General features: G+C 37.5%; 18 protein-coding genes. All 18 read left to right on the forward strand.

Annotated features, from left to right (window positions below; all coding sequences use genetic code 11):
* Positions 1-48: 48 nt before the first annotated feature.
* The 18 genes from FN756_RS08435 (at position 49) to FN756_RS08515 (ending at position 16,920) form a co-directional block, all read left to right on the forward strand.
* On the forward strand, positions 49-1,047 hold the full coding sequence (locus tag FN756_RS08435) for an NAD-dependent 4,6-dehydratase LegB (protein WP_142603249.1): 999 nt from the start codon (positions 49-51) through the stop codon (positions 1,045-1,047).
* Complete coding sequence (locus tag FN756_RS08440; RefSeq protein WP_142603251.1) at positions 1,040-2,179, forward strand: LegC family aminotransferase; 1,140 nt, start codon at positions 1,040-1,042, stop codon at positions 2,177-2,179. Before FN756_RS08435 ends, FN756_RS08440 begins: the two co-directional genes overlap by 8 nt.
* A 14-nt stretch (positions 2,180-2,193) precedes the next feature.
* On the forward strand, positions 2,194-2,817 hold the full coding sequence (locus FN756_RS08445; RefSeq protein ID WP_142603253.1) for an acetyltransferase: 624 nt from the start codon (positions 2,194-2,196) through the stop codon (positions 2,815-2,817).
* A gap of 53 nt (positions 2,818-2,870) precedes the next feature.
* Complete coding sequence (gene neuB, locus FN756_RS08450) at positions 2,871-3,944, forward strand: N-acetylneuraminate synthase (protein WP_142603255.1); 1,074 nt, start codon at positions 2,871-2,873, stop codon at positions 3,942-3,944.
* Positions 3,945-3,950: 6 nt separating this feature from the next.
* Positions 3,951-5,057, forward strand: coding sequence for a UDP-N-acetylglucosamine 2-epimerase (gene neuC, locus FN756_RS08455; protein WP_142603257.1), 1,107 nt, complete (start codon positions 3,951-3,953; stop codon positions 5,055-5,057).
* 48 nt (positions 5,058-5,105) lie between these two features.
* Entirely contained in the window at positions 5,106-6,158 is a 1,053-nt protein-coding gene (locus tag FN756_RS08460; RefSeq protein ID WP_142603259.1) for a nucleotidyltransferase family protein, read from the forward strand.
* An 11-nt stretch (positions 6,159-6,169) separates the two neighbouring features.
* Entirely contained in the window at positions 6,170-6,889 is a 720-nt protein-coding gene (locus FN756_RS08465; protein ID WP_142603261.1) for an acylneuraminate cytidylyltransferase family protein, read from the forward strand.
* Between the two features lie 257 nt (positions 6,890-7,146).
* Entirely contained in the window at positions 7,147-7,482 is a 336-nt protein-coding gene (locus tag FN756_RS08470) for a nucleotidyltransferase family protein (RefSeq protein WP_142603263.1), read from the forward strand.
* Positions 7,449-7,871: an HI0074 family nucleotidyltransferase substrate-binding subunit gene (locus tag FN756_RS08475; protein WP_142603265.1), complete on the forward strand. Its 423-nt coding sequence runs from the start codon at positions 7,449-7,451 to the stop codon at positions 7,869-7,871. Before FN756_RS08470 ends, FN756_RS08475 begins: the two co-directional genes overlap by 34 nt.
* 15 nt (positions 7,872-7,886) lie before the next feature.
* Positions 7,887-8,753 carry a dTDP-4-dehydrorhamnose reductase gene (gene rfbD / locus FN756_RS08480; protein WP_142603267.1) on the forward strand — a complete coding sequence of 289 codons (867 nt, stop codon included), beginning with the start codon at positions 7,887-7,889 and terminating at the stop codon, positions 8,751-8,753.
* A gap of 14 nt (positions 8,754-8,767) precedes the next feature.
* Positions 8,768-8,929, forward strand: coding sequence for a hypothetical protein (locus FN756_RS14470; protein WP_185955232.1), 162 nt, complete (start codon positions 8,768-8,770; stop codon positions 8,927-8,929).
* 33 nt (positions 8,930-8,962) lie between these two features.
* Positions 8,963-10,021: a dTDP-glucose 4,6-dehydratase gene (gene rfbB / locus FN756_RS08485; RefSeq protein ID WP_142603269.1), complete on the forward strand. Its 1,059-nt coding sequence runs from the start codon at positions 8,963-8,965 to the stop codon at positions 10,019-10,021.
* A 201-nt stretch (positions 10,022-10,222) separates the two neighbouring features.
* Positions 10,223-11,365 (forward strand): Wzz/FepE/Etk N-terminal domain-containing protein, encoded by a 1,143-nt coding sequence (locus tag FN756_RS08490; protein WP_142603271.1) that lies wholly within the window; start codon positions 10,223-10,225, stop codon positions 11,363-11,365.
* Positions 11,366-11,380: 15 nt separating this feature from the next.
* Positions 11,381-12,412 carry a ferredoxin--NADP reductase gene (locus tag FN756_RS08495; RefSeq protein WP_142603273.1) on the forward strand — a complete coding sequence of 344 codons (1,032 nt, stop codon included), beginning with the start codon at positions 11,381-11,383 and terminating at the stop codon, positions 12,410-12,412.
* Between the two features lie 18 nt (positions 12,413-12,430).
* On the forward strand, positions 12,431-13,201 hold the full coding sequence (gene rfbF / locus FN756_RS08500; RefSeq protein WP_142603275.1) for a glucose-1-phosphate cytidylyltransferase: 771 nt from the start codon (positions 12,431-12,433) through the stop codon (positions 13,199-13,201).
* Between the two features lie 5 nt (positions 13,202-13,206).
* On the forward strand, positions 13,207-14,286 hold the full coding sequence (rfbG, locus tag FN756_RS08505; RefSeq protein ID WP_142603277.1) for a CDP-glucose 4,6-dehydratase: 1,080 nt from the start codon (positions 13,207-13,209) through the stop codon (positions 14,284-14,286).
* Positions 14,279-15,193 (forward strand): NAD-dependent epimerase/dehydratase family protein, encoded by a 915-nt coding sequence (locus FN756_RS08510; protein WP_142603279.1) that lies wholly within the window; start codon positions 14,279-14,281, stop codon positions 15,191-15,193. Before rfbG ends, FN756_RS08510 begins: the two co-directional genes overlap by 8 nt.
* An 8-nt stretch (positions 15,194-15,201) precedes the next feature.
* Complete coding sequence (locus FN756_RS08515; RefSeq protein ID WP_142603280.1) at positions 15,202-16,920, forward strand: thiamine pyrophosphate-binding protein; 1,719 nt, start codon at positions 15,202-15,204, stop codon at positions 16,918-16,920.
* Positions 16,921-16,950: the final 30 nt, after the last annotated feature.

The raw sequence follows: 16,950 nt of genomic DNA on the forward strand, positions 1-16,950 counted from the left end.
TATGTATTTTTACTTCTCGTTTTAGGGGAAATAGTTTCAAAAGATTTCATGCAGTTAAAAAATAAAAAAGTATTGATTACCGGAGCCGATGGTTTTATTGGTAGTCATTTGGTGGAGCGCTTAATTGATGAAGGTGCGAAGGTTAAAGCGTTTGCTTATTACAACTCCTTTAATAGCTGGGGTTGGATGGACACCTTTCCTAAAGAGAAGTTAGAGCAAATCGACGTATTTACAGGTGACGTTCGAGATCCTAATGGAGTTCGTACAGCCATGCAAGGATGCGAGGTGGTGTTTCATTTGGCGGCTTTGATTGCCATTCCGTATAGTTATCATTCACCGGATAGTTATGTAGATACCAATATCAAAGGAACCCTGAATATTTTGCAAGCTGCAAAAGATCTTAATGTTGAAAAAGTGCTGGTCACGTCAACATCCGAAGTATATGGTACTGCTTTATATGTACCGATTGACGAAAAGCATCCAAAACAAGGGCAATCGCCTTATTCTGCTACAAAAATAGGAGCTGATCATATTGCTGAATCTTTTTACCGCAGTTTTAATCTGCCTGTTACGATCGTTCGTCCATTCAATACATTTGGGCCTCGTCAATCAGCCAGGGCAGTAATTCCAACTATTATTACTCAGCTTTTAGCGGGTAAAGAAGAAATTAAACTAGGAGCCTTGCATCCAACCCGCGATTTGCTTTTTGTAAAAGATACTGCAAATGGTTTTGTGGAGATTGCCAAGTCGGATTCGTTGATTGGAGAAGAAGTGAATATCGCTACTCACTCTGAAATTACGGTTGGAGAGCTTGCTCAGAAGTTGATCAATATGATCAATCCTGCCGCAAAAATTATTACGGATGATGTGCGTTTGCGTCCGGAGAAGAGCGAAGTGGAACGTTTGTTTGGTGCTAATGAAAAGATCAAGCAACATACGAATTGGAAGCAAAATTATTCGTTAGATGAAGGTTTGAAAGAAACCATTGAATGGTTCCGAAATCCTGAAAATCTGAAACAATATAAAACGGATATCTATAATGTTTAGTGAGGTAGTTCAATTTATACGTTCTCAGTTTAATAGCGAAAAGTTTATTCCGCTTCATGAACCGGTTTTTGTCGGAAATGAGAAAGAGTATGTATTAGAAACGATTGATTCAACATACGTATCTTCAGTGGGTAAATTTGTGGATCGTTTTGAGGAAATGGTTCGTGATTATACCGGGGCAAAATACGCTATCGCCACTACCAATGGTACCGCTGCTTTGCACATGGCCCTGATGATGGCAGGGGTAGATCGTGGAGATTTGGTGATTACTCAAGCGCTATCGTTCATCGCCACCTGTAATGCCATTAACTACATTGGAGCAGAACCTGTTTTTGTAGATGTCGATTTGGATACGCTGGGTTTATCTCCGGAAAAGGTGGAAGAATTTTTAAAAGAAAATACGGAGATTCGTAATAATACTTGTTTTTTCAAAGCAACCCAACAAAAAATAGCAGCATGTGTCCCGATGCATACATTTGGCCATCCGGCTCGAATTGATCAGCTTAAAGTTATTTGCGAACGCTATCATATCAACCTGGTGGAAGACGCTGCTGAATCCTTAGGTTCAAGTTATCTGGGGCAACAAACAGGTACATTTGGTTTATTGGGCACCTATAGTTTTAACGGTAATAAAACGATAACTTGTGGGGGAGGAGGAGTGATTGTTACCAATGATGAGCGCTTGGGCAAGTTAGGTAAACACCTTACAACCCAGGCAAAAGTGCCGCACCGCTGGGATTTTGTGCATGATCACATCGGGTATAATTACCGCTTGCCGAATTTGAATGCGGCTTTGGCTTGTGCTCAAATGGAGCAGTTGGATGTTTTTATCAATAATAAACGAGAGCTTTCAAAAAAATACAAGGAATTCTTTGATGGCAAAGGATTTAACTTTGTTGTTGAACCCCAATATTCAAGGTCAAACTATTGGTTAAATGCTATTCTGCTCAATGATCGTGAACAAAGAGATGCATTTTTAACGTTTACAAATGATAAGGGAGTGATGACTCGTCCGGTGTGGGCCTTAATGACCAGACTGGAAATGTTCAAACACTGTATAAAAGCAGATCTTGCTAATTCCGAATGGATTGAAGATCGATTGGTAAATATTCCAAGTAGTGTAAGGCTTTGATTGAAACAAAATAAATGAAAAAGGAAGCCATTCTTATAGGGTACTCAGGTCATGGATATGTTGTGGCCGATGCATTAATCTGTGCAGGATATTCAATTAAGGGTTATTTGGATACGGCTGAAAAAGAAAATAATCCTTATAAGTTGGTTTATCTGGGTACTGAGGATAGTGATTCAGCTTCTATTGCCTTGAAATCAACCGGGTTTGTTGTTGCTGTGGGTAATAATGCTATCCGTAAAACGATCACAGAAAAATTAATAGATAAAGAGTTTTTCTCACTCAATATAATTCATCCTTCAGCCATAATTTCAGGTTCTGTTAAAATGGGGACAGGTGTAATGGTAATGGCGGGAGTGGTCGTTAATCCTTTTGCAGAAATTGGTGATGGCGTTATTCTAAATACAAATTGTACAATTGAGCATGAGTGTAAAATTGGTTCTTATACTCATATTGCCCCTGGAGTGGTATTGGCAGGCAATGTAACTATTGGTGAAAATGTTTTTGTGGGAGCAAATTCAGTAATAAAGCAAGGGGTAACTATTGGGAATAATGTAATAATTGGAGCAGGAACTGTCATTATAAGAAATATACCTGATGGAGCTACCGTGGTTGGAAATCCGGGTAGAATTATTAAATAATGTGTTTTTAATGAGTAGCTCTGGGCTTTAATCCATGGAATGAAAAATAATAAATGAGTCAGCTTTTAAAAAATATAAAAGATTATACCCCTTCTCCCTTTGGAAAGGGCAAAGTGATGATCATTGCTGAAGCTGGTGTAAATCATAATGGAGATATTACTCTGGCTAAGAAACTGATCGATGCGGCAGTGGATGCAGGCGTTGATTATGTAAAATTTCAAACCTTCAAAGCTGAAAAATTGGTAAGCAAATCGGCTAAGAAGGCGGAATATCAGGAACGAAACAGTAGCGATGGTGATGATTATCAGTTCAACATGTTAAAAAAACTGGAGTTGGATGAAAAGAGCCATCATGAATTAATTAACTATTGTGCGAGTAAGGGAATTAAATTTCTTTCCACAGCTTTTGATCTGGAAAGTATTGAACTTTTAGATTCATTAGGAATAGATCTTTTTAAAGTTCCTTCGGGAGAGATCACCAACTATCCTTATTTAAAAAAGATTGGCTCAAAAGGCAAACCTGTAATAATCTCAACAGGTATGGCTGATATGAAAGAGATTGCAGAGGCCTTGCAGGTCGTTACAGAAGCTGGTACTCCGCTTGAAAAAATAACCATCCTTCACTGTAATACAGAATACCCCACGCCAATGCAGGATGTAAACTTGCTGGCCATGTTGAATATTCAAGAAGCGTTTAACGTGCAAGTTGGCTATTCCGACCATACTTTGGGAATAGAAATTCCGGTTGCGGCTGTTGCCCTTGGTGCCGTTTGCATTGAAAAGCATTTTACGCTCGACAAAACCATGGAAGGCCCGGATCATAAAGCCTCATTGGAGCCTCAAGAGTTAAAAGCAATGGTTCAAGCCATCCGTAACATCGAAAAGGCGCTGGGTGATGGTGAAAAGAAACCTTCTCCCTCTGAAGCAAAGAATAAAGAGATTGCTCGCAAAAGCATTCATTTGGCGTTGGATTTAAAAGCCGGAGCTATTCTTACTGAAGAAAATTTAATAATGAAACGCCCCGGAAACGGTATCAGTCCTATGCAATTGCCATTGGTTATTGGTAAAAAGCTGAAGGTTGATTTAAAGGAAGACGCTTTGTTAGAATTCAAGCATTTAGATGAATAATAAAAAATGAAAATTGCAGTTCTAACCTCTTCTCGAGCTGACTACGGAATTTACCTTCCACTACTACTTAAACTGCAAATTGATCCGGCATTTGATCTGCGTTTGATCGTTTTTGGTACACATTTAAGTCATTCGCACGGTCATACGATAGATTTGATCGAGAAGGATGGCTTTGCAATTGATTATAGAATAGAAACAGTACCTGATGCTGATTCTGAAGAAGCCATAAGTGCTTCCATGGCGCTGACAGGTATGAAGTTTGCTCCCGTTTGGGCCGCTGAAAAAGAAAATTATGATCTTGTTTTTTGCCTGGGCGATCGATACGAAATGTTTGCAGCAGTTGCGGCTTCCGTGCCTTTCAATATTAAATTGGCTCATATTCATGGCGGAGAAACAACTCTTGGCGCAATTGATAATAAGTTTCGTCATTGTTTGAGTCTTTTTTCTGAATTGCACTTTGTTTCCACGGCAACCTTTGCTAATCGTGTGGCGGAAATCATTGGGTACGCTGAGCATATTTACAATGTAGGAGCGCTCAGTTTGGATAATCTAAATGATATAGAACTGTACACGAAGGATGAATTTAAAAAGCAGTTTAATATTGATATGGAGCAGCCTACTGTATTAGTCACTTTTCATCCCGAAACAGTTTCTGTAGATAGAAATTTAAACCATGTTCGAGCCTTAATAGCAGCCTTAAATGAATTGGATGAACAAGTTGTGATAACGATGCCCAATGCCGATACGATGGGGAACACCATGCGTAAAGAATATGAAGCATTTGCTGCAACAAAATCCAATGTGATCTGTATTGAAAACTTCGGAACCAAAGGATATTTCTCCTGTATGCAACATGCCAACTATTTATTAGGAAACACTTCCAGCGGAATTATTGAAGCAGCATCTTTTAATAAATACGTTATAAATGTAGGCGATAGGCAAAAAGGCCGGGCTGTTTCTGGAAATATTTTAGAGGTTATTCCTGAAAAAAAAGCTATTCTTGAGGCTTGTAAAAAAGTTAAGGAATTAGGAAACTATAAAGGCAAGAACATTTATTTCAGTAGCAATGTCGCTGATCAAATTATAAAAGTGATTAAAGAGAAAGTAGGATGATCTTCAATTATCTCAATACTTTATTCTTAATACTCAAATCTATTTTTCTTGAAAGACATTCAAAAACATATTATAGCTCATACATCTTCAGCTCGTGATGCTTTGCGTCAGCTCGATAATCTACCTTCATTAGATGAACGTACTCTTTTTGTATTGGATGAAGATGAGAAAATTGTTGGTTCTGTAACCGACGGTGATATTCGTCGGGGTTTACTCAACGATAAAGAAATTTCAAATCAGGTTATGGTGTTCATGAATCCGGGATTCAAATTTCTGGAAGAAGACATGCTTGATTTGGGCAAAATAGCAGAGTTTAGAGCTAAGGATATACATCTAATCCCGATTATAAATAAGTCGAAGCATATCGTCAGATTGCTGGATCTGAAAAAACAGCATTCTGTTATTCCTGTTTCGGCGCTTATAATGGCTGGGGGGCGTGGAGAGCGTCTTAGGCCCCTTACTGACCTTACTCCTAAACCGATGTTGAAGGTAGGGGCCAAACCCATTATTGAGCACAATGTTGATCGACTGGCGAGTTTCGGTATTCAGGAAATCTATATCAGTGTAAAGTATCGTGGTGAGCAGATCGAGCGTTTTTTTGGAGACGGTTCTTCCAAAGAGCTTCAAATAAAATATATCCATGAAGAACAGCCTTTAGGAACATTAGGTGCATTAGGATTAATACAAGAATTCAAAAATGAGCATGTACTGGTGATGAATTCTGATATATTAACCAATATTGATTACGAAGATTTCTACAAGTTTTACCTCGAGTCAGGTGCTGATCTCTGTATAGCAAGCATTCCTTACCAGGTTAAAATTCCTTATGCGGTTCTTGAAACCAGTGATAATACTATACTTTCATTTAAAGAGAAGCCTACTTATACCTATTATTCTAATGGAGGTATTTATTTGATGAATAAATCACTTCAAGAAATGGTTCCTGAAAGCCAATTATACAATGCGACTGATTTAATGGAAGAGATGATTAGCCAGGGGAAGAAAGTAGCCCATTATCCGGTGCTGAATTATTGGTTGGACATTGGCCGCCATGAGGATTTTTTAAAAGCCCAGGAGGATATCAAACACCTTAAGCTGTAATCTCTGCTGAAATGAAACCTAATCAACAGTTATCCGAAGAAGTCCGCTCCGAGACCTTATTTTTAATTCCTGCCCGCGGAGGTTCAAAAGGTATTCCTGGTAAAAACATCAAACCTTTAGCAGGCAAGCCATTGATTTATTATGCCATTGATGTAGCCAGGGAACTTTCTACAGATGAACATATTTGTGTAAGTACAGACGATGAAGGGATTAAAAGTGCTGTAGAAGACTATAATATGCACGTCCCTTTTATGCGCCCTACAGCATTAGCGACCGATCAAAGTGGTACGTATGAAGTTTTATTACACGCTATTAATTTCTACAAAGAGCAAGGTAAGAATTATAAAATCTTAGTTTTATTGCAGCCAACTTCGCCTTTTCGAACCAGTCAACAAGTGAAGGAAGCATTAAGCATGTTTAGTTTCGATTTAGATATGGTTGTATCGGTAACTGAAAGTAAAAACAATCCTTATTACAATCTATTTGAAGAAGATCAAAACGGTTTTCTACATAAATCAAAAGAAGGTGCTTATACCCGCCGGCAAGATTGTCCCTCTGTTTATGCCTACAATGGGGCTATCTATGTGATAAATGTTTCTTCATTAGTACAAATGCCACTGCATCAGTTTACCAAAATTAAAAAGTACGAAATGGATGAACGCACATCCATTGATTTAGACACGCTAAACGACTGGAAATTGGCAGAAATCTTAACTGATAGTTATAAATAGAGGTCAGTTTTAGATGCAATTCTGCAATAATCTACTTGATAAGTAATTCTAATTAAAGAGACTATAAATTAAACTGCCTTCTATTTAATTCTGTTTTGTTATGGCATGAATTATTCGCAGATTTGCACTCGCATTCTGGAATAATCATTTTTATTTAGAGTAGCCAAGCCATTTATCTTTTATGAAGGAAACCAACCTGCCAACAACTACTATCACTAGCGCAGAGGACGAAATTTCGCTAAAGCAAGAGATTGTGCATGGAAACTGAAAACCTGGATCATCAATTAGCCTATATAGAAGAAGTAAAGCAAATTCTGCTGGACCAGAAAGGGATAGAGGAATATGCTGTTTTTCTTTATGGCAGCAGAGCTCGCGGATCACATCATCGACGATCTGATATTGATATAGGAGTATTGGGAAAACAAGAGATGGATTCTTTTTTAAAGGCTGATCTCGAGCAAAAATTGGAAGACAGTAATGTGCCTGTTTTTATTAGCCTTGTTGATTTTTATAGGGTTGATAAAGCATTTAAGCAAGAGGCCTTGAAAAATATTCAGATATGGAACTGTCCGAACGATATACAGCTTTACTAACAGATTTTGAAAAAGCATTGAAAAGTTTTTCAAATGCCTTAGAAATGGATAAAAATAAATTTAGTGTCGAAGAACTTGATTTATTTCAAAACGGTTGTATTCAGAAGTTTGAGTACACGACTGAGCTTGCATGGAAACTGGGGAAGGTGCTGTTAGAATGGAATGCAGGAGAAATGCAATCTTCGCCGAAACAAGTGATAAGGGCAATGTTTTCGTATAACTTTATCGATGAAAATTTAAGCCAATGCTTATTGAAAACCATAGAGGATAGGAATGCACTTAGTCATGTGTATAAAGAAGAGTTGTATGAGTCTGTATTAGTGCACTTACCGGCCCATGCTGATTGTTTGCAACAGTATTTAGTGCAACTGAAGCAAAAAGGAGTTTAATTAACCATTAACCAAATGAATATATTAGTAACCGGCGCAAACGGACAATTAGGCAATGAATTAAGATTACTGGATCAAACCAGTACCCATAACTTCATTTTTACCGATGTTGCTGAACTAGATATTTGCAATGCTGAACATGTTAATCGGTTTTTTGAAACGAATGCTATAAATGCTTGTATCAATTGTGCCGCGTATACGGCGGTTGATAAAGCTGAAACGGATCAAGAATTGGCTTACGCAATTAACGTAATTGGTCCTGAAAATTTGGCAAAAGCTTGTGCTATTCATAATGCTGTTATGCTGCAAGTGTCAACCGATTTTGTGTTCGATGGCAATGCTTCAGTACCTTATACAGAAGATATTCCAGTTACTCCACTAAGTATTTACGGTCAAACTAAAGCAGATGCTGAGCAATTGGTGTTAGCTTTGAACCCAAAAACATTCGTGCTTCGAACCGCTTGGTTATATTCCTCGTTCGGAGGTAATTTTGTGAAAACCATGTTGCGTCTGGGGGCTGAACGATCGGAATTAGGGGTGATTTTTGATCAGGTAGGAACGCCAACTTATGCACGAGATTTAGCAAATGCTATTCTTGTGATGATCGAAAAGGAAAATTCTGAATACGGAATCTATCACTATAGTAATGAAGGGGTAGCGTCCTGGTTTGATTTTGCAAAAGCTATATTTGAACTCGGTAATCTTTCTCCTAAAGTAAAGCCATTGCGCACTGAAAATTATCCTACACCAGCCAAACGTCCGCATTTTAGTGTAATGGATAAGCAAAAAATAAGGAAAGAATTTGGACTGGAAATACCTTATTGGAGAGAAAGTTTGAAAGAATGTTTAAGCCTTTTAGTAGAAGGTGAAATCAAAAATTAATACTTGCCCCATCATTGAGCGTTGGGAATCAAAATCCGGCGGGCCATGGATTGGTTTGTGTGGAGAAGCTTTCGGATTTTGTGCCCTTTTCTTTGCTTCGTTTCTTTTGGGCAAGCAAAAGAAATGAAGAGAAAGTGACCGAATTAGGAATTCTTGATTTAGAGTTATCAGTATAGAATATATCCCTTTAAAAAAGGGTAATAAACATAATGAAAAAGATATTAATTACCGGAGGTGCCGGGTTTATAGGTTCACATGTGGTACGTTTGTTCGTAAACAAGTACCCTGACTATACCATAGTTAATTTGGATAAGTTGACTTACGCGGGCAACTTAGCAAATTTGAAAGATATCGAGCAGAAAGCAAATTATAAGTTTGTAAAGGGGGATATAGTAGATGCAGTTTTCATAAATGACTTGTTTCAAACGGAACAGTTTGATGCAGTTATTCATTTAGCGGCCGAATCACATGTGGATCGTTCCATTACAAACCCTTTGGATTTCGTGATGACGAATGTGATAGGTACCGTGAATTTGCTGAATGCTGCCAAGAATTTGTGGAAGCCTGAACTGGGCAAAGAGATGACCGATAAACGTTTCTACCATGTTTCAACCGATGAGGTGTACGGAACCTTAAATGAAACTGGTATGTTTACCGAAGAAACCGCTTATGATCCACATAGTCCTTATTCCGCATCAAAAGCAAGTTCTGATCATTTTGTAAGAGCTTATGGCGATACCTATGGTTTGCCTATTGTGATTTCTAACTGCTCAAACAATTATGGCCCATTTCATTTTCCTGAGAAATTGATTCCACTTTGTATCAATAATATTAAGAACAATAAACCGCTTCCAATTTATGGTAAAGGTGAAAATATAAGGGATTGGTTGTTTGTAGAAGATCATGCACGAGCGATTGATGTGATTTTCCATTCAGCAAAAAATAGCAGCACTTACAATGTAGGCGGACATAACGAATGGACAAACATTGATGTAATCCGTTTGCTGTGCAAAATCATGGATGGCAAACTAGGTCGGGAAGAAGGCGAATCAGCTAAACTGATCACTTTTGTAAAAGACCGCGCTGGTCATGACTTACGTTATGCCATCGATTCCACCAAATTGCAAAATGAACTCGGTTGGAAACCTTCGCTTCAGTTTGAAGAGGGTTTGGAAAGAACGGTTGACTGGTTCTTGGAAAATGAAGAGTGGTTGGAAAATATCACTAGCGGTGCGTATCAAGAATATTATCAGCATCAATATTTGTAAAAGTATTCAAGTAAGGTGAATATGAGTATCCGCTAAAGATTCAGGAAGTTGTTGACGAAACAGAGGATACAATTTACGATTCGTTGTGGAAAAAATAATGAGGTTAAGAATAAAATTTCTAACGAATTTGGCGCTGCGTAAAAACTTATGTTCATCGCCAGGGATTTAAAAATATTAAAATAGATTACACGACGAAATTTGATGAACGGGAATAACAGTAATAACGACCTTGTTGAATACACCGTTCCTTCTGTTGAAGGGAAAAAAGTAGAAACCAAGTCGGTGCTGGCTGACGATGAAATTTCATTGAAAGAAGTCATTGAAAAGCTGGTAGAGTGGTGGCAATATTTGCTATCCAAATGGGTGATTATTGTTGCAGCCGGACTTCTCGGTGGCGCAATTGGTTTTACCTATGCCTTGTTTCAAAAGCCTCAATACACGGCCCGATTAACTTTTGCCTTGGAAGAAGAAAAAGGAGGAGGGTTAGGTGCTTATGCAGGTTTGGCTTCACAGTTTGGTATTGATTTGGGCGGAGGCGGAGGCGGTATATTCGCGGGTGATAATTTAATCGAGCTGATGAAGTCGCGTTCGATGATAGAACGCACTCTATTGAGCGAAGTTGACATTAATGGAAAAAAACAAACACTTGCAGAATATTATATCGATATCAATGGGTTGCGTGAAAATTGGGCAAAGAAACCGGAGTTGTCCAATATAAATTTTCCAATTAATGCTAGCCGTGACAAGTTTACACGGGCTCAGGATAGCGTTTTGAATACCATTACTGAAAACCTTAAAAAAAGTACCATCTCTGTTGATAAGACTGATAAGAAATTAAGCATTCTTGCAGTAACCTGTAAATCAGAGAATGAATTATTTTCAAAATCTTTAACGGAGGGTTTAGTTGCAACCGTAACCGGTTTTTATACCAAAACCAAAACCGGCCGTTCTGCGAAGAACGTAGCCATTTTACAAAATAAAGCCGATTCTTTACGCAATGAAATGAACCGTGCCATGTACGGTAGAGCCGCAGCAGTTGATCAGACATTGAATTTAAACCCTGCCCGCCAGACGGCTACCATTCCTTCTCAACGTAAGACTATCGATGTGCAAATGTTGAGTTCTGCTTATGCTGAGGTGGTGAAAAACTTAGAGATCTCCAAAATGGCTTTAATGCGCGATACGCCATTAATTCAGGTGATTGATGAACCGATTTTGCCCTTGGGGAAGGAGAAGTTTGGGAAGATGAAGGGGTTGATGCTGGGAGGAATATTAGCGGGCTTTTTAACCATAATTGGCTTATTGGGTAGAAAAGTGTTTTCGGGGATACTGGAGGAAGATTAAATAGTAAAGAGTGCTATGCAAAAGTATACTTTAAAAGTTCAGGAAGTTGTTAATGAAACGGGCGATACGATTACTATTCGTTTCAAGCAACCCGGCTTGAAAAAAGTTAAGTATAAACCCGGTCAATATCTTACCATTTGTGTAAATGTTAATGGACGTAAGTATAAACGCCCCTATTCTATTTCATCTGCCCCGGGAATTGATTCGACTGTTGATGTTACTGTAAAACGTGTTGCAGGAGGGGTGGTATCTAATTTCTTGAATGATACTATTGCAGAAGGACAGATGATGGAAGTTTTAGAGCCAATAGGTGATTTTGTCCTGAGTGAGAATCAGAGTTCAGCAAATCTGGTATTATGGGGTGCAGGCAGTGGTGTAACGCCACTATTGTCAATACTGAAAGCTTCTCTAATCAATTCAATTGGTCACATAAGTCTGGTTTATTGCAATCGGGATCATGATTCGGTAATCTTTAAGAAAATGCTTGATGCGATAGTTGAGCAAAATCCAGACCGACTAAAAGTATATTATATCTATTCTAAACCTAAAAGGGAGGATCATAATATCTTTCAGACGGGAAGGCTTAATAAGCAAATGGTTCATAAGATAATAGAAGAAATTAGTGATCCCATTAATACACTTCACTATATCTGCGGTCCAAAAGGAATAAAGGAGACTGTTGTGAATGAACTTATCTCTTTGAGCTTTCCGGAAAATCAAATTTATTTTGAAAACTTTGAGAAAACGATTGATCCCAAGGAATTCGAAGGGGTAGAAGATCGGGAAATTTCGATTGATTTTAATGGAACGAATTCAATGTTAAGAGTAGAGAAGGGAAAATCGTTTTTAGATGCCGCTTTAGACTCAGGATTCGATTTACCTTACAGTTGTCAAATTGGGACTTGCTTGGAATGTAAAGGGAAAATTATAAGCGGAGATGTAAGAATGTTAGGCTTAGAGAAAGTCCCATCTGAATTAATGACTGATGAGTGCTTGCTTTGCTGCTCACACCCATTAACTGATAATATACAAATACAGATTAATTAGATAATAATATTTCTATATATGAAAGTAGTTTTACTTGCTGGAGGATTAGGTACTCGTTTATCGGAAGAGACAGTATTGAAACCCAAACCTATGGTGGAAATTGGTGGCATGCCTATTCTTTGGCACATCATGAAGATCTATTCAGCTCATGGGTTTAATGATTTTGTTATTTGTTTGGGTTATAAGGGCTATGTGATTAAGGAGTATTTTGCTAATTATTTTCTTCATAAGTCTGATGTATCTATTGATTTGAAAAGCAACTCTGTAAAAGTACATGATTCTCAGGCTGAACCTTGGAATATTACCTTGGTAGATACCGGTAATGAATCAATGACCGGTGGCCGTGTAAAACGTATTCAACATCATATCGGCAATGAGCCATTCATGCTTACCTATGGCGATGGCGTAGCTAATGTGGATATAAAGGGATTGGTTGATTTTCATAAGAAGAGTGGTAAACATTGTACTGTAACATCCGTACAGCCTTCAGGTCGATTTGGCTCTTTGAATATTAATGGAGATAATACCGTTCATTCTTTCCTGGAGAAACCCAAAGGCGACGGTTCTTGGATCAATGGAGGTTTCTTCGTTTGTCAGCCAGAAGTTTTTGATTATATAGAAGGTGATTCGACCATTTTTGAACGTGCTCCAATGGAAAAACTTGCTTCCGACGGACAAATGGTAGCCTATCAACATGATGGTTTTTGGAAACCGATGGACACACTTCGTGATAAAATTGAATTGGAAGAAAGTTGGGTGGCGAATAAGGCTCCTTGGAAAATTTGGTAAATAGTATGTTTAAAGCTTTAGAAGAAACATATAAGGGCAAAAAGGTTCTTTTAACCGGGCATACTGGTTTTAAAGGAGCTTGGATGTTAAAAACATTATCCATGTTAGGAGCCGAAGTTCAAGGCTATTCTTTGACTCCGAAGAACGATTTTGATCTTTATAATCTTATAGATGGTGATAAATTATGCACATCTACAATTGCTGATTTGCGGGATAAAGAATTGTTAAAAAAGACAGTTCTTGATTTTCAGCCTGATTTTGTTTTTCATCTTGCAGCTCAGCCATTAGTTCGATTATCATACGAGATTCCTGCTGAGACTTTTGAGGTAAACGCTATTGGCACCGCAAACTTATTAGATGGTGTACGTTTATTGAATAAACCCTGTAATGTTGTTCTAATTACTACAGATAAGGTTTATCATAATAATGAATGGTTATACCCTTACAGAGAAAATGATAGGCTAGGAGGATACGATCCATACAGTGCTAGTAAAGCATGTGCGGAACTGGTCATTGATTCTTACAGAAATTCGTTTTTTAATTTATCTAAATATAATGAACACAAAAAAGCAATCGCAGTTACCCGCGCAGGCAATGTAATTGGTGGAGGTGATTGGGCAAAAGATCGTTTGATACCCGATATTGTTCGTTCATTAATTAAAAATGAAACAATAGAGATACGTAATCCTAATGCTGTTCGTCCATGGCAACATGTATTGGAACCAATAATTGGTTATCTGTTGTTGGGAACTTACTTAGATAACGATCCAATTAAGTACGCACAGGCGTATAATTTTGGGCCTTCTGCTACTGACGCTTTGCCGGTTGTTGACATGGTTAATTTAGCTATTAAAGCTTGGGGCTGTGGAAATTATGAAGTCAAACAGAATGCGAATCAACCTCATGAGGCAGGTCTTCTAAAGTTAGACATTAATAAAGCTAGTGTTGAATTATTATGGCAGCCTAAAATGAATGCTGTTCAAGCAGTTGAATTCACTATTGATTGGTATAGACAATATAATTCTACTAAATCAGAAATCGGTAGATTTACCGAGACTCAGATTAAAGAATATATAAATGCTTAGAGTTCTCATCACAGGGGCTACCGGATTCATAGGATCTCATATTGCTGACTCATTGGTTAAGAGCAATTATGAGGTTATTGCTTTAAAACGAGAAAATTCAGACTGCTGGCGTTGTGAGGAGATAAATGACAAGATTAAATGGATCAATTTAGATGAAGAAGGTCAATGGAAGAAAGTGGTTATTAGATATAATCCAGAAGTTTTTATTCACAGTGCTTGGATTGGGGTAGAGGCACATGAAAGAGATAATATAAAAACTCAAATAAAAAACATTGACTTCTTAACAGATTTGCTGGAAATAGCTAAAGAATTAAAAATTAGAAAATTTGTTAATCTAGGTTCTCAAGCTGAGTATGGTTGTATTGACGGAAAAGTAAATGAGAGCTTTAATGCAAACCCTACTACTACTTATGGCAGTGTAAAGCTTGCTTCTTTAGAAATTTTTAAAACTTTTTGCATACAGCACAATATTAATTGGGTTTGGTTAAGGTTGTTCTCGTTTTTTGGTGAGAAAGAGTGTAGGAATTGGTTGATTCCTGCTTTAATTCAGAGAATGCAGGAATCCAATGAAATGGATTTTACTCCCGGATTGCAAAAGTATGCTTACCTCTATGTTAAGGATTTAGGTGAAATAACAAATAGAATGATTTCGCAACCAATTGATTCTGGAATTTATAATGTTTCTTCAAATCAAGCAATTACCTTAAAGGTATTAATAGAGAAGATTAGAGACAAAATAGCACCAACTTTTAAATTAAACTTTGGGGCATTATCTTATAGGGAGAATCAATCAATGCACATTGAAGGAGATAGTTCAAAACTAATTAACCAATTGGGAGAAATTCAGCTTACTGATTTCGACCAAGCTTTGAATAGTACAATTGAATATTATATTTCTAATAAATAAAGACCTGGATGAAAGCATCAGATTTTATAGCTGATTTCTTAGAGAAAAAAGAAATAAAGAGTGTTTTTGAGTTATCGGGGGGGATGATTACGCATCTTTTAGATTCTATTAGTCAGCGTACTCAAATAAATATTGTCACGATGCATCATGAGCAAGCTGCTGCTTTTGCCGCTGATGCTTATGGACGAGTAACAGGTTTGCCTGGCGTGGCTTTAGCTACTAGTGGTCCTGGTGCAACTAATTTACTTACAGGTATTGGAAGTTGTTATTTTGATTCCTCTCCTGCAATTTTTATCACAGGGCAAGTAAATCGTCATGAACTGAAGGGCGAAAGAGCAATAAGACAATTAGGTTTTCAGGAAACGGATATAATATCTATGGCCAAACCGATTACAAAAGCTTGTTTTCAAATTAATAATCCGGATGAAATTCCTGATATTTTTGAAAAGGCATTTCGAATCGCAAGCGAAGGAAGGCCAGGTCCGGTACTTATAGATATTCCTATGGATGTTCAAAGAGCTCAGATTGAACCGGTTCCTGAAACTATACAAGATGTTGTTTGTCAGGACTTATCGGAACGAGACCTAAATAATTTACTTGCTGATATTCAAAAGGCAAAAAAGCCTTTAGTACTTGTTGGTCGAGGTGTTAAAGCAGCTAAATGCCAGGAATTATTTGATCAATTTATTGAACAAACTCAAATACCTGTTATAAGTACTTTACTTGCGGTTGATGCGATTGAATATGAACATGAATTACGGGTTGGATTTATAGGTAGTTATGGTAACCGATGGGCTAATATTGCTTTCGGAGAAAGTGACCTTTTAATAGTTTTGGGCAGTCGATTAGATATTCGTCAAACAGGAGCCGATACAAAATTTATTGAGAATAGGAAAATCTATCATATAGATTGTGAGGAGGGGGAAATTAATAATAGGGTTAAGGGGTGTGTTCCTTTTCTGACGGATTTAAAAACCTTCTTCAATCAATTTGCAGTGCTTAGTAGCAAATTAGAATTTGAGAAGCCTTTGTCTTGGCTTGAATATATAAATGATTTAAGAAATCAATGGCCTGATACAAAAGAATTAACACCTATAGGTATTAATCCTAATGTATTTATGAGTCAACTTTCTGAAGTTAGTGAAAAGGCATTTTCTTATTTAGCTGATGTAGGAAGTCACCAAATGTGGGCTGCACAGTCTTTAAGGCTAAGGAAAGGGCAACTCTTTTTAACTTCAGGCGGAATGGGGGCTATGGGATTTGCACTACCTGCTAGCATAGGTGCAAGTATAGCCAAGGAGAAAGCTCCCGTTGTAGTCATTATTGGAGATGGGTGTATGCAAATTAATATTCAAGAACTACAAACGATTGTTCGAAATAAATTGCCTATTAAGATGATAGTGATGAACAATAAGAGTTTGGGAATGATACGGCAATTTCAGGATAGTTATTTTGATTCAAGATATCAATCTACATATTGGGGATATGATGCACCTGATTTTGAAAAAGTTGCCAAAGCTTATGGCTTAGGAACAAAAACGATTTCTACTACAGAAGAAATTGACCAAGCGGTAAAATGGTTATGGGATAATGACAATAGTGATAAACCATTATTGTTACAGGTTATGATTGATACTCATACTAACACCTATCCTAAAATCGCATTTGGTAAACCATTAACAGAAATGGAACCGTTTGCAAAACCAATTGAAATGGAAGGAACCTAATAGTCATAAAACTTTAGGTTAAAATAAAAC

The sequence above is a fragment of the Solitalea koreensis genome (assembly GCF_900182575.1).
Classification (GTDB): Bacteria; Bacteroidota; Bacteroidia; order Sphingobacteriales; family Sphingobacteriaceae; genus Solitalea; species Solitalea koreensis.